Below are 13136 nucleotides of genomic sequence, written 5' to 3' on the forward strand. Positions count from 1 at the left end.
TTCGTCTCAGTTGCGCCCGCTCCCGATGAACCATTCCGCCGGATCGACGGGCACACCGTTTTCACGCAATTCCATATAAAGCGTTTCCGAGAGGGCAGCGCCACTCCCTTGCAGGGTCGCGACGATCAATTCTTCGGTGTCGCTCACCGCGCCCCCGGGCATGAGACCCAAGGGAGCGGCTGCCGGGATGACCACCCCTGTCTTCACATAAACGGTATCGAGGCCGGCCAGCACAAGCAGATAGCCCGCTTCCGGTTCAAGGATAATGACATTTCCGTAATCCAGCAGCGGCCCCGCATAGCGCACCGATGCGGGCCATGGCGCCGTGACCAATGCGCCCGCTCGCGTGGCATAAAGCAGACCGGGCCGCGCGACACCTGCGGCGTCAGCCTCGCCAAAGGCACGAAGCTGTGTGCCGAGCACCGGCAGGGGCAGCACACCGCGTGCCGTGATGAAATCGGGCAAGTCGGGGGATGCGGGCGGCGGCGTTTGCGCCAGCAAGCTCGACAATGTGTCGAGCGAGTCGACACTATTGACCAGTTGGGTCATGGCAAGGTCATCGCTCAGGAAATTCTCGGGCAGCATGCGCCGCTCGGCGATGGCTTGGCTCAGCTGTGTGCGCGCGTCCTGCGCGCGTTGCAGCGCATCGCTCAAGTCACGCAACGCCTTGTCCTGCACCGCGCGCAAGGCCGCCAATTCCTCGAGCTGTGCGCGCAACGCGCGGGCCTCGGCCGCGACGGCGGGTGTGACTTCGGACAAGATCATACCCGCGCGCGCCGTGCCAAGCGGGCCTTCGGGATGCATCAGCAAGACCGGCGCGGGTGCGCCCTCGATGCTTTGCAGCACCCCAAGCAGGCGCGACAGCCGGTCACTTTCGGCATCGAAGGCCATCAAGATCGTGCGTTCGCGCAGCGCCGCTTGCCGGATGCCTTCGCGCAGCGCCAAGAGCCCCTCTTCATAGGCGCGCACGGTTTGGGTCAGCGCCTCGACCCGGTCGCGCGCCCCTTGCGCCGCGAGCAGCGCAAAGCCCGCTTGCTCAAGCATCTCAGCCGCCTGCGCGGCGGTTTGGCCGGCGTCGAATTCTGCCCGAACAGGGCTGGCCAACAACACAAAGGCCAAGGTGATGGCACGCAAGCTCATTCGATCAATGATGTCCCTGTCATCTCGGTGGGCTGGGGTAGCCCCATCAGCGCCAACAGGCTGGGGGCCAAATCGGCAAGGCTTCCATCGCGCAGCCGCGCATCCGCAGGTCCGCCGAACAAGATGACCGGCACGCGGTTGGTGGTATGGGCAGTATGCGGTTCCCCCGTGACGGGGTCGATCATGGTTTCGCAATTGCCGTGATCGGCGGTCACGATCATCGCGCCACCCGCCGCGGCGACGGCGGCCATCGCCTGGCCCAGCCCCGCATCCACCGCTTCACAGGCGCGGATCGCGGCGGCTAGATCACCGGTATGACCCACCATGTCGGGATTGGCGAAATTCACCACGATCAGGTCGTAGCCCGCCCCGATCGCCGCAACGAGGTGATCGCTCACCTCGGGTGCCGACATCTCGGGCTGCATATCATAGGTCGCCACCTTGGGCGATTGGGCCATGTACCGATCTTCGCCTGGAACCGGGCTTTCCTTGCCACCGTTCAGGAAGAAGGTGACATGGGGGTATTTCTCGGTTTCGGCGATGTGGAACTGGCGCAATCCTTGCGCCGCGACCCATTCAGCCAGCGTGTTGCGGATTTCTTGCTTGGGATAGACCGCCGTCATGTAGCGGTTATGGGCGGCAGAGTAATCGACCATGCCCAAGGCGGCGGCGAATTTGGCGCGCGGGCCGGTGTCGTAGGCGTCGAAATCGGGATCGGCCAAGGCCGACAAGATCTCACGCGCGCGATCGGCGCGGAAGTTCAGGCAAAAGATGCCATCACCGTCGCGCATCCCTGCGAAACCGCCAAGGATCGTGGGCTGGATGAATTCGTCGTTCTCGCCCCGCGCATAGGCCATCTGTACCGCTTGTGCCGCTGTGTCGGCGGCAAAGCTGCCCTCGCCCTGCGCCATGGCGGTATGGGCGCGCGCGATCCTGTCCCAGCGATTGTCGCGGTCCATCGCGAAATAGCGCCCGATCACTGTGGCAAAGCCCGCACCATCGGGCATCGCGGCGGTCATTTCGGCCAGATAGTCGAGGGCCGAACGCGGCGCCACATCGCGGCCATCGGTTATGGCGTGGATATGTACCTTGATGCCTGCCCCGGCGAGGGTTTTGGCGGCGGCCATCATATGGCGATGCTGCGAATGCACCCCGCCGGTCGAGGCAAGGCCGAACAGATGCGCCGCCCCGCCGCTTTGGCGTAGCGCCGTGATGAAATCCAGCAGCGCGGGTTCCGTGCCAAGGCTGCCTGTCTCCACCGCCTCGTCGATGCGCACCAGATCCATCGGCACCACGCGGCCCGCCCCGATGGTGGTATGGCCCACCTCTGAATTGCCCATCTGCCCCTCGGGCAGGCCGACTGCTCGGCCATGGGTGATCAGCCTCGCATGGGGGCAATCGGCCATCAGCCTGTCGAAATACGGGGTTTGGGCCAGCAGGGGGGCGTTACCCACCGCGCTTGGGCCGATGCCCCAGCCATCGAGGATACACAGCACCACGGGTTTGTATGGGCGATCAATCGGCATCATGGCCTCCTTGGTCGCGGTTCTAGGCAGCGTCGGGTCAAGGCGCAAGCCGCGCTACCTATTCGTGAATGGGTGACAGCACGACCAAGTCACGCTAAGTCAAAACTTTAGATGATTAAAGCGGGCTTTCGCGCGACATGATCGAGTTGGGAACCACAAAGGTCTTGCGCCGTTTGAGTGGTCGCATCGCCAAGCTGGCCGGGCGGGGCGACTCGGCCTTTGAATGGCAAATCTGGTATCGTAACGCGGTACGGCGGCGGACCGTGGCATCGGTGCTTGGGCGCCACGAAAAGGCGGCGCTCTTGGCCCAGGATTTCAGCGTCGGGGCCTATCTGACGCGCAATCCCGATGTCGCCGATGTCGTCGCCAGCCCGGGTGAGGCGGTGTTTCACTATCTGGAATACGGCCATGCCGAAGGCCGTGATGCCAGCCCTGACCGTTGGAGCCGGTCCTTTGTGCGTCTGGCCCACAATGTCGATCTGCCCGACGGGCTAAGCGCGCGCCAAGCGCTGGCGCGGCTGCGAAAATCGGGACTCTGCCACTCGGAGATCTTGCTGCATGAGGGTGATCTATGGGCAAGCAAGGGGCTGAACGGCGCCGTGCTTGCGCAGATTTTCGACCATGAATATTACTTGGTGACCGCCACCCTTGCGGGCCATGCCCCAAGCACGCATGACCGGCTTGGTGCGATTGCGCATTTTTGCGATCGTGGACTTCCCAATGGGATTGCGCCGCACCCCGAGCATGGGCTTGACCTCGCTTTCTATCGTGATGCTTGCGCCTTGGCCGAGGTCGCCTTGCCCCCCGATATCGATGAGGTGGCGCTGCGTTTGCATTGGGCGCGGGTGGGGTTGCGGGCAGGGGCGCATGCAAACCCGCACGCATGGTTCAAAATGTGTACCGGTGTCGATCTGGTGCCTGCGGTGGTTGCGGGCTTGCCCGATTTCGTCGCTGCCTCTGCCGATCTGGAAGCAGATGCCACCACGCCCGAGGCGCTTTCCCATCTTGCGACAGTGCCGATGCCGGGTGCGTCGGTATTTGACATGGAAGCGCCCGGAATGGTCGGGTTTTTCACCGATCTTGCCCGCCACAAGCGGCGCAGTGGCGATACGGCGACGGCCGAATGGCTTTTGTCGCGGGTGCTTGATCACGCGCCCGGCGATCCGCGTGCCAGCCTCGATCTGGCCGATCTGATCCATCCCCAAAACCGGATCGCGTCCGAAACGCAACTGCGCCGCGCGGTTCCCAACGGCTTCGACGCGGGTGCAAATCAGATCACATTGGCCGAACGGCTGGTCGTCCAGAACCGCCTGTCCGAAGCGCTCGAAGTGTGTCGCGATCTGCCCGCCGCATTGTTCGGCGATGTCGCCCTACGGCGCCGCCGCCGGGATCTGGGCGGCGCCATCTTCAACACGATCTGGTCCGATCTATCCAGCTGGATCGAAAGGCGCCCCATCGCCGAGCTGCAGGCGATGCTGGCCGAGGCCTTGGCACTTTATACGCCGCCCTTCACCGCGCCGGAACGCGGCGGGCCGATCCGTCGGGTGGCGATCTTGGCCAATGACGATATCTACCAGTGCAAACTCTATCGCGCGGATCAAAAAATCGACCAGCTCCGCGCGGCGGGCTACAGCACCGAATTGTATCTCCAGGGGCTCGACCTCGATCTCTTGCGCGGGCGGCTCGATCAATATGACGCCGTGATCTTCATGCGGGTTCCCGCCTTTCTGCCGATCATCGATCTGATTGTGGATGCCGCACGCCAAGGGCTGGCGACATTTTACGACATCGACGATCTGATCTTCGATCCGGCGGTCTTTCCGCCGCCATTGGCCAGCTATGGGGGCCAGATCACGCGGCGCGATCACGCGGCCATAGCCTGCGGTGTGCCACTGTTCCGCCATGCGATGAGCCTGTGTTCCCACGGCATCGCCTCGACACCAACAATCCGTGACGCGATGGAGGGCATCGTGCGCAGCGGCATGGCCTTTACCCATCGCAACGCGCTTGGCCGGGCGCATATGGCGGCACTTGCGCATCAAGCGACAGCGGCGGCTGACAGGGGCGAAAAGCTCGTCATCTTCTACGGTTCGGGCACCAAGGCGCATAAGGCCGTGTTCACCGATATGCTGGAACCGGCCCTCGCCGATGTGCTGGCCGCCCGGCCCGGCAAGGTCGAGATCCGCATCATGGGCGATTTCCCCGCCTTCAAGCATCTCGACCCGGCCCATCCCGATATTCGCCTGCTTGCCCCGATCTGGGATTTCGAAGGGTTTTGCGCCGCCTTGGCCGAGGCGGATATCAACCTCTCCGTATTGGAACCCTCGGTTCTGACCGATGCCAAGAGCGAGATCAAATGGATGGAAGCCGCGATGTTCGCCATCCCTTCCGTCGTCAATCCGACAGCGACCTATCGCGATGTGATCATCGACGGGCAGACGGGGCTTTTCGCGCAGGATCGCAAGAGCTTTGCCGCCGCATTGCTGCGCCTGATCGATGATGCCGATCTGCGCGGTCGGATCGGGGCCGCAGCGCAGGCTGTGGTCGTCAAGGATTACGGGCTGCCCGCGATGGGCGCGCAATTCGACGCGATCTTTGCCGCCATTCGCCCGCCAACGGGCCGTGGCAAGACGCGGCTGTTGATCGTGAATGTTTTCTACCCGCCGCAGGATATCGGCGGCGCGACGCGCGTGGTGCATGACAATGTCCGTGACTTGGTCGCGCGTTATGGCGATGACTACGAGATCGACATCCTCGCCACATTGGAGGGGGGCGAGCGCCCCTACGAGATCGGATGTCACGCGCATGACGGTGTCCGGATCTGGACGGTGACCGCGCGCGACGGGATCGACAACATGGAGATCCGCGATCACCGCATGGCCGATGTCATCGACCGTTTGATCGGCCGGATCGCACCCGATCTTGTGCATCTGCATTGCCTGCAGCGTCTGACTGCCTCGGTGGTCGATTGCCTGCGTCGCCGCAGGCTTCCCTATGTTGTGACCTTGCATGACGGTTGGTGGGTTTCGCCACACCAGTTCATCTTGTCGCCCGAGGGGGAGGCGGAGATTTACAGCTTTCGTCCCGAAGATCGTGCCGATTTGTCGGAACGTGGCGGTATCGCCGCGCGCGCGCTGCGCGATGCTGCAGCCGTTCTTGCAGTGTCGGAGTCGTTCGCGGGTTTGCATCGCGAAGCGGGCCTCGATCGGGTAGAGGTCGTCGAGAACGGGCTGGCCGCGGCCACTGCAGTTGCGCGCGTGAGTGGTCCACCGGGTCGGGTGCGATTGGGCCATATCGGCGGCGCTGCGCGGCACAAGGGGTACCATCTGCTGCGTGCGGCCTTGCATGCAAAGCGGTTCGAAAATCTCGATCTGTTGGTGGTCGATCACGCGCTTCCCAGCGGACGTGTGCGTTATGAGGATTGGAACGGCACCCCTGTGACCTTTGTGCCGCGTGTTCCGCTAACACAGGTTGGCACACTCTACGGCGCACTCGATGTAGTGCTTGCGCCGTCGATCTGGCCCGAAAGTTATGGCTTGGTCACGCGCGAGGCGCTCGCCGCAGGTTTGTGGGTCGTCGCCTCCGACCGTGGCGCCATCGGGCAAGATATCGTGCAGAACGAGAATGGCTTTGTCGTGGATGTGGCTGATCACCGTGGGATGATGAACGCACTTGCAAAGATAGATGCCGACCCTGTCCGGTTCTTGTCGCCGCCTGTCCATCGCCTCCCGCTACGTTCCGCGCAGGCACAGACGGATCAACTCCATGCGATCTACCAACGCATTTTGGCATCAAGGGCCACGCTGCACCCGACCTCAGAAGATGAAGTCTGTATTGTCGAGATCGGCGAGGGTGACGCCTGAGAGGAGGATGGAATTGCCGCTGCCGGTGTCGATCAGCACCCCGCCCGCCGTGGTCGTGACCGCGCCCGTGGCGGCGAAGGCGGTGTAGTCGGCAAAGCCCGACAGCGCGCTGATCTGCGAAAGGTCGATCCGCTCCCACGGGTTGCGGGCCTCGAAATCGCCGATCGTGTCCTGCCCATGCCCGTCGGCGAAGATGAAGATATCCCAGTTGAAATTGCCCCAGAGTTGGTCGTTGCCCGCGCCCCCCTCCAATCGGTCGAAACCGCCGCCCGCATAAAGCCGGTCATCGCCATCCCCGCCGATCAGCGTGTCGTTTCCAGCTTCGGCGAACAGCGCATCCGGCCCGCCCCCGCCCAACAGCAGGTCATGGCCCGCCCCGCCGAAGAGCCGGTCGAACCCATCCCCGCCATCGAGCGTGTCATCGCCGAAATCGCCGAAGAGATTGTCGGCCTGCCCGCCGCCCGACAGGCTGTCATCGCCATTGCCACCGCGCAGCAGGTCGAAGCCCGTATCGCCGGTGAGCGTGTCATGGCCCGCCTCGCCGAAGAGCGCGTCATTGCCCGTGCTGCCCGACAGGCTGTCATCGCCCTCGCCGCCGAAGAGGCGGTCATTGCCATCGCCGCCCAAGACCGTGTCGTTGCCCGCCTCGCCATAAAGGTTGTCGGCCTGCGCGCCGCCATCGAGCTGGTCCGCGCCCGCACCGCCGTGCAACAGGTCGAAGCCCGTCCCGCCGAAGAGCCGGTCATCATCGGCCCCGCCATTGAGCGTGTCGTTGCCGCCATCACCGATCAGCAGATCACCCCCTTCGCCACCGATCAGGCTGTCATGGCCCAGCCCGCCGAAGAGGCGGTCATTGCCGGCCTCGCCATCGAGGGTGTCATTGCCCACGTCGCCGAAAAGATTATCGGCCTGCGCGCCGCCCGACAGGCTGTCATCGCCATTGCCGCCAATCAGCCGATCAAAACCCGCCCCACCCGTTATGGTGTCATCCCCGCCCAAACCGTCGATCGTGTCGTTGCCACCAAGACCGTCGATCACATCAGCGCCGCTCGTGCCGTCCAAGCTGTCGGCACCCTCCGTCGGACCGGTGGGATCTTCTGGCAGGGTGAATTGGATCGGGCTGCGATCGGGGGCGGTGATCACGGCGGCGATGACTTGGGCCGCGCTCAGGGGCGTGCCCATCTGTGTCTGGAGCACCAACAGCTCGTTACGCCAGATTACCAAGGCGCCATTGAAGGTCGGCTGGATGGTCAATTGCGATGGGTCATAGAGAAAGGGCCATCCGGACAGGTCCAGCCGGTCGCGTCCGGCCTCGAAATCGGTGATCGTATCGCGCCCCCCGTCCGCGCGCAGGATGAAGCGATCCGCACCCGCCCCGCCTGTCAGTGTGTCATTGCCGGCGCCATCCTCGATGATATCCGCGCCTTGCCCGGCCATGATGCGGTCATCACCGGACCCGCCGATCAAGATATCGTCCATGCCGCTGCCGACCAGATCGCCGCCCGCCGCCGTGGCCATTCGCATTTGACCATTGCCTGCCGCGTCAAAGGCAAGGGTGGTCACACCGGCGCTGATCTGCGACGAGACGAAGATATCGACCCGGCTTGCCGTGCGCATGGTCGTGATCGCCGTGATATTCTCAAGCCCGATGCCGAAGTCATCGGCAAGCACATCCATCAGATGCAGTCGCCCATTGGGCAGCAAAAGAAACAGGGTCATCCCATCATCGCCGCCGCCCGCCAGCACATAGGTGAAGCCGCCTGCCTCGACCACCTCGAGGCTTTGCACCATGCCAAAGCGCATCGCTTTGGTGTCGATCACATGATCGGTCGCTGCCAAGCTTCCGTCGCTGAGCAGTTGCATGACCGTGATCGCGCCGGATTGGCCCATGCCATCGCCGGGGGCCGACGCGACCAACACGAAGCTGCGCCCACCAATTGTTATGGTTTCAAGCGCGGTCGGCGTCATCATGCCGATACCCTCGGCCACACCCAGATTGCCCGTCGCGATCAGCCCCGTCGGGGTGACGCGATAGGCTGTCACGCCTTGCTCGGTCCGGCTTGCCCCAATCAGGTAGCTGTCACCGGCCAATGTGATCGCGTCGATGGCAAAGACGGAATCGGCATAGATCGCCGGCGTATCCGTGACGGTGAATTGGCGCGACAACGTTCCGTTGGGGTCGTTCGCGTCGATGCTGTAGGCTTGGATCGAACCGATGCCGGGGTTCGCGAGGAAAAGCATGTTGCCGCCCATCTGGTCGAGATCCAGCACCTTGGAATCGACTCCTAGCAGCCCGCTCAGCTGGCTTTGGCCGCCGATCCGGCCCGCCCCGTCGAGCGTCAGTGCCGTCAGCCCTGCATCCGGATCACCGGCGACCACCAAGCTGGGGCCGTTGACCGTTTCCAAAAGTGTGAGCCTGTCCATGATCGCGTGCGACAGTGCCGGGTCGAAATGCGTGAAATCGCTCAAGCTGAGTGTGCCATTCCCCCCGATCGTGAAGGCCGCGATCCCGCCGGTTGGCCCCGAAGTGGTGTAGAGCATGGGGCCGGTGTCCGTCATGTGCAGCAAGAGATCCGTGATCCCGTGATCAAGGATGGTTTGGCCGGTCTGAACTTGAGCCCCTACGGTCAATCGCGGCATCGCTTACCCCTCGCAGCGCAATGGGGACAGGCTCGGCGCGCCGTGGGGCGCATTCAGGAATGGAATATGGTCATGATGGGAAAATCGGTATGGATTGAAGCGGTCCTGCTAACCTTGTCAGCAACCTATCCGTGTCGACGTTACGCGAGATTGCGTTTGTGCAGCTCGATCGCTTCGTCAAGGTCTTCGAAAAACGCCAATTTCCCGTTTTCCAAGATCAAGGCGGCGTCGCAAAACTCTTTCAACTCGGAAAGGTTATGATTCACCATGATCGCGTCCGAGGTTTTCATGCGCTCGTGAAACAGGGCCACGCTGCGCAACCGAAAGGCGGCGTCGCCCGCGCCCGTCACCTCGTCGATCAGGTAGGTGTCGAACTTGATGCCAAGTGACAAGCCAAAGGTCAGCCTTGCGCGCATACCTGCGGAATAGGTGCGCACGGGCATGTGGAAATGTTCGCCGATCTGGGCGAAATCCTGCACGAAATCGACCAACTCCTCGGTCTCGATACCATAGACGCGGGCGATGAAGCGCACATTCTGCGCCCCGGTCATTTGCGGGTGGATGGACCCTGCCTGCCCAATCGGCCAAGACATGGTGCCGTCGCAGACAACGCGCCCGCGATCGGGGCGCATATTACCCGCGATGATCGACATCAGCGTTGATTTGCCCGCGCCGTTACGCCCCAACAGCGCCAAGGATCGCCCGGTTTCCAGCGTCAGCGACAAGTTGTCGATGACGATCTTGCGACGCCCATTGACCTCGAAGCTCTTGGTCAGGTTCTCGAAGCGGATCATCGCGCCGCCCCTTATTGCCGGTCGCGGATACTATAGTAGATCAGCGCGGCGGTCGCCCAGCCAAGCACCAAGAACAACAGCGTCATGCCCGCGATCACATCGCGGCGGGGAAACTCGGCGCTTTCGGGGATGGTTGGGCGGATAAAGACGGCCAGATAACGGCTTTGGCGCGCGGCATTGGTGCGGGCCGCGTCGAGCGCCGTCAGGGCCGCACGATAGCTGCTCTCGGCAAACTCGCGATCGACGATCAGCCCCTCGTAGCGGGCGATCAACGTCGGGTAGTCCTGGCCGTCGCGCCCGATATCGCCGGTGGCGAAATTCTGACGTTCCTGTCCGATGCGGTCGCGGATGACCTCGATCCTGCGCTGGGCCTGCACCAGCCTTGGGTCGTTGCTGTTGGTGGTGTTCTCGGAAAGCAGATCGAACTCGATCAGCGCCTCGGCCAATTGCTGTTGCAAATTGTTCAGCACGCCATTGCGCCCCTGAAGATCGCTTTCGGGATCGACGATCTGGGTTTCGGTGCGGAACTGCGTCAGCGCCTCGCGCGCAAGGCGCAAGCGGGTGATCGCAGCCTCAAGATCGCTTTCGGCAAAGCGCATCGCATCGGCGCGGGCTTGGGCGTTCAACTCGTTGATCAGCGATTGGCTTTCTTCGACGATGGCCGTGGCGATGGTATGCGCGGTCACCGGATCGAAGGCCAAAACCTGCAGATCGATCAAACCGCTGCTTTGCCCGTAGGAGACCCGCACGACATCTTGCCAATGCGACACCAGATCCTCGAAGGCGGCATCGGGGGAAAGCGTAAAGATCGGGTCGATGTCATGGGGTGCTGCGTAATGCGCCCGCAGATCGACACGTTGGTTCAACCGTCCGACCAGCTCGGCGCTGGTGATGAATTCGAACAAGATATCGCCATCGGCGCTCGTGTTGGTGCCGGCGAACTGGGCCAAGCCGCCCATGATGTCGGTGGCGGCGCTGCCTTCGTCGCTGCGTACGGTGAAACCTGCGCTCGAGGCGAACTGATCCTGGGCATAGGTGTAGAGGTAATAGATCGTCACGAACAAAGGTGCGACGACCATGATCAGGAACGACAAGAGAAGCCCGTAATGCCGTCGCCGCATCCGCGCCGGTCGCCCTGCGGGCTTGAAGCTTTGTTGCTTCTTTTCCGGTGCAGGCGGCATCGCGGCGCCCGGTGCGGCGGGTGGTTTTGCCGGGGGCGCGGCATTGGCCGCTGGCGTCGGCGGCCCGGGCTGTGCCGGTTTGGCTTGTGGTCCCGCGGTATTGGCCAACTGCGTCGCCTTATATCAATAGTTTGAATTCACTCTTTCGCTCATACATAGTCTGCGCAATCAATGCCAGCCTGTTGGAGCCCGTGCAAAATAGCCCCGAACCATATGCGCCGTCGCTTCCGGGCAGTCGGACGGTCACCAAGCTGCGCTCTTTCCCGGCGTTGCGCGCGATCATGGCGTTGATCCTACGCGAGATGTCGACGCGCTATGGCCGCACGCCGGGTGGCTATGTCTGGGCGATCCTCGAACCTCTGGGTGCGTTGATCGTGTTGGCGGTGGTGTTCTCGATCTTGCTGCGCTCGCCCCCCTTGGGCAATTCCTTCTTGTTGTTCTATGCCTCGGGTTACCTGCCGTTCCTGATCTCGGCCACGATCATGGGCAGCGTGCAGTCTGCAATCAGCTTTTCAAAACCGCTTTTGATGTATCCGGCGGTGTCGTGGCTGGATGCGATCATCGCGCGGTTCATCTTGAACCTGCTGACCGGGGTGGTGGTCTTTATCATCGTTTTCGTGGGCATTCTGCAATTCACCGAGGCCACCGCGACGCTACGCTTTGGGCCGATCATCTTGTCGGTTCTCTTGGCGGCGTTTCTCGGCCTCGGGCTTGGTACGCTGAACTGTTTCCTGATGGGGCTTTTCCCCGCATGGGCGAGTTTATGGGGGATCATGACGCGCCCCTTGTTCTTGGTCGCGGGGGTGATCTTTCTTTACGAGCAAATGCCGCCCTTGGTGCAGGATATCTTGTGGTATACGCCGTGGATTCATTTCACTGGCATGGCGCGCACCGGCATCTACCCGACCTATGCGCCCGATTACATCTCGGTGTCGGTGGTAATGCTGTGGTCGCTGATCACGCTGTTTTTCGGGCTGTTGCTTTTGCGCCGCTTTTATCAGGACATCCTGAACCGTTAGGCCCGGTGATATGGCGCACCCGACAGGATCGCGGCTGCGCGATAGAGTTGCTCGGCCAGCATCACCCGCACCAGCATATGCGGCCAGACCATCTGTCCGAACGAGATCGCCATCGCCGCTTCGGCCCGGAAATCGGGGGCCAAGCCATCGGCCCCGCCGATGCAGATCGCCAGATCGCCTTGGCCCGCATCGCGCAGGCCCGCCAAGTGATCGGCGAATTGCGGCGACGTCATCTGCACCCCGCGCTCATCCATGACCCATAGTTGGGTGCCACGCGGCACGGCCCGGCGCAAAAGCTCCGCCTCGGCCTGCATGCCGCCGCCCTTGCGATCCTCGACCTCGGTCACGCCGCCCGAGGTCAGGCCAAGCATGCGACCGGTTCGGTCGAACCGTGTCAGGTAATCGTCGATCAGCGCCTGTTCGGGCCCGGCCCGCAAGCGCCCGACCGCGCAAAGATGCACCCGCATCGCGCGCTATCGTCAGGCTGTGCCGCCCGCAGGCATCCACATCTTCTCGAGCTGATAGAACTCGCGCACCTCGGGGCGAAAGATATGAACGATGATATCGCCCGCATCGATCAAGACCCAATCGCCGGCGCCTTTGCCCTCGACCTTGCAGTTCATCCGATAGCTGTCTTTCAGACGCTCGACCAAATTGTCCGAAATCGCCGCAACCTGTCGTGAGGACCGCCCAGAGGCGACCACCATGTAATCGGCAATCGAGGATTTGCCGCGCAGTTCGATCTGCACGACCTCTTCAGCTTTGTCGTCATCGAGTGATGCAAGAACGCTGGCCAGCAGCTCCTCGCTGGTTGGTGCGTCCATCTGGGCCGCGGCTGCGGTCCGGTGGGGGGTGGCCTGTGCCACCGCGGTGGTCTGTCCGGTCAGGACCCGATCCTCCTATCTGCGCGCCTGATCACCCCGGCGCCGGGCTGGCCTTAAGGTAGCATCAGATCGGCATGATCTCAATGACC

The 13136-nt window shown here is 62.8% G+C and carries 9 protein-coding genes; 2 read left to right on the forward strand and 7 right to left on the reverse strand.

From position 1 onward, the window contains the following. Positions 1-6: 6 nt before the first annotated feature. Together ACTG4J_RS00210 and gpmI are read right to left on the reverse strand one after the other, a co-directional pair. Positions 7-1140 carry a murein hydrolase activator EnvC family protein gene (locus ACTG4J_RS00210; protein ID WP_439136444.1) on the reverse strand — a complete coding sequence of 378 codons (1134 nt, stop codon included), beginning with the start codon at positions 1138-1140 and terminating at the stop codon, positions 7-9. Continuing rightward, the gene (gpmI, locus tag ACTG4J_RS00215; protein ID WP_439136446.1) at positions 1137-2669 is read right to left on the reverse strand and encodes a 2,3-bisphosphoglycerate-independent phosphoglycerate mutase; all 1533 of its coding nucleotides are present in this window, start codon (positions 2667-2669) and stop codon (positions 1137-1139) included. Before gpmI ends, ACTG4J_RS00210 begins: the two co-directional genes overlap by 4 nt. 134 nt (positions 2670-2803) lie before the next feature. Here gpmI and ACTG4J_RS00220 point away from each other — a divergent pair, with 134 nt between their 5' ends. Then, a complete protein-coding gene (locus ACTG4J_RS00220) occupies positions 2804-6529 on the forward strand; it encodes a glycosyltransferase (protein WP_439136448.1) in 3726 nt (1241 codons plus the stop codon). Here ACTG4J_RS00220 and ACTG4J_RS00225 read toward each other — a convergent pair. The 3 genes from ACTG4J_RS00225 to ACTG4J_RS00235 all read right to left on the reverse strand — a co-directional run bounded on the left by ACTG4J_RS00225 (position 6482) and on the right by ACTG4J_RS00235 (position 11252). Continuing rightward, positions 6482-9169: a calcium-binding protein gene (locus ACTG4J_RS00225; RefSeq protein ID WP_439136450.1), complete on the reverse strand. Its 2688-nt coding sequence runs from the start codon at positions 9167-9169 to the stop codon at positions 6482-6484. The two genes, ACTG4J_RS00220 and ACTG4J_RS00225, sit on opposite strands and share 48 nt — an antisense overlap. Before the next feature lie 140 nt (positions 9170-9309). Next, positions 9310-9963, reverse strand: a complete 654-nt coding sequence (locus ACTG4J_RS00230) for an ABC transporter ATP-binding protein (protein WP_439136452.1) — start codon at positions 9961-9963, stop codon at positions 9310-9312. An 11-nt stretch (positions 9964-9974) separates the two neighbouring features. Further along, positions 9975-11252, reverse strand: a complete 1278-nt coding sequence (locus tag ACTG4J_RS00235; RefSeq protein WP_439136454.1) for a sugar transporter — start codon at positions 11250-11252, stop codon at positions 9975-9977. A 173-nt stretch (positions 11253-11425) separates the two neighbouring features. Between ACTG4J_RS00235 and ACTG4J_RS00240 the strand changes: the two genes are divergently transcribed. Then, positions 11426-12163 (forward strand): ABC transporter permease, encoded by a 738-nt coding sequence (locus tag ACTG4J_RS00240; RefSeq protein WP_439136456.1) that lies wholly within the window; start codon positions 11426-11428, stop codon positions 12161-12163. Here ACTG4J_RS00240 and rlmH read toward each other — a convergent pair. Together rlmH and rsfS are read right to left on the reverse strand one after the other, a co-directional pair. After that, positions 12160-12630, reverse strand: coding sequence for a 23S rRNA (pseudouridine(1915)-N(3))-methyltransferase RlmH (gene rlmH, locus ACTG4J_RS00245; RefSeq protein WP_439136458.1), 471 nt, complete (start codon positions 12628-12630; stop codon positions 12160-12162). The two genes, ACTG4J_RS00240 and rlmH, sit on opposite strands and share 4 nt — an antisense overlap. 12 nt (positions 12631-12642) lie before the next feature. Next, positions 12643-12987 (reverse strand): ribosome silencing factor, encoded by a 345-nt coding sequence (rsfS, locus tag ACTG4J_RS00250; RefSeq protein ID WP_422239623.1) that lies wholly within the window; start codon positions 12985-12987, stop codon positions 12643-12645. Between the last annotated feature and the right edge of the window lie 149 nt (positions 12988-13136).

Source organism: Roseicyclus sp., assembly GCF_965662675.1.
In the GTDB taxonomy this organism is placed as follows: Bacteria; Pseudomonadota; Alphaproteobacteria; order Rhodobacterales; family Rhodobacteraceae; genus Roseicyclus.

Coding starts and splice junctions, on each gene's coding strand:
- ACTG4J_RS00210 (WP_439136444.1), bottom strand. CDS start 1,140: ATGAGCTTGCGTGCCATCACCTTGGCCTTTGTGTTGTTGGCCAGCCCT.
- gpmI (WP_439136446.1), bottom strand. CDS start 2,669: ATGATGCCGATTGATCGCCCATACAAACCCGTGGTGCTGTGTATCCTC.
- ACTG4J_RS00220 (WP_439136448.1), top strand. CDS start 2,804: ATGATCGAGTTGGGAACCACAAAGGTCTTGCGCCGTTTGAGTGGTCGC.
- ACTG4J_RS00225 (WP_439136450.1), bottom strand. CDS start 9,169: ATGCCGCGATTGACCGTAGGGGCTCAAGTTCAGACCGGCCAAACCATC.
- ACTG4J_RS00230 (WP_439136452.1), bottom strand. CDS start 9,963: ATGATCCGCTTCGAGAACCTGACCAAGAGCTTCGAGGTCAATGGGCGT.
- ACTG4J_RS00240 (WP_439136456.1), top strand. CDS start 11,426: ATGGCGTTGATCCTACGCGAGATGTCGACGCGCTATGGCCGCACGCCG.
- rlmH (WP_439136458.1), bottom strand. CDS start 12,630: ATGCGGGTGCATCTTTGCGCGGTCGGGCGCTTGCGGGCCGGGCCCGAA.
- rsfS (WP_422239623.1), bottom strand. CDS start 12,987: ATGGACGCACCAACCAGCGAGGAGCTGCTGGCCAGCGTTCTTGCATCA.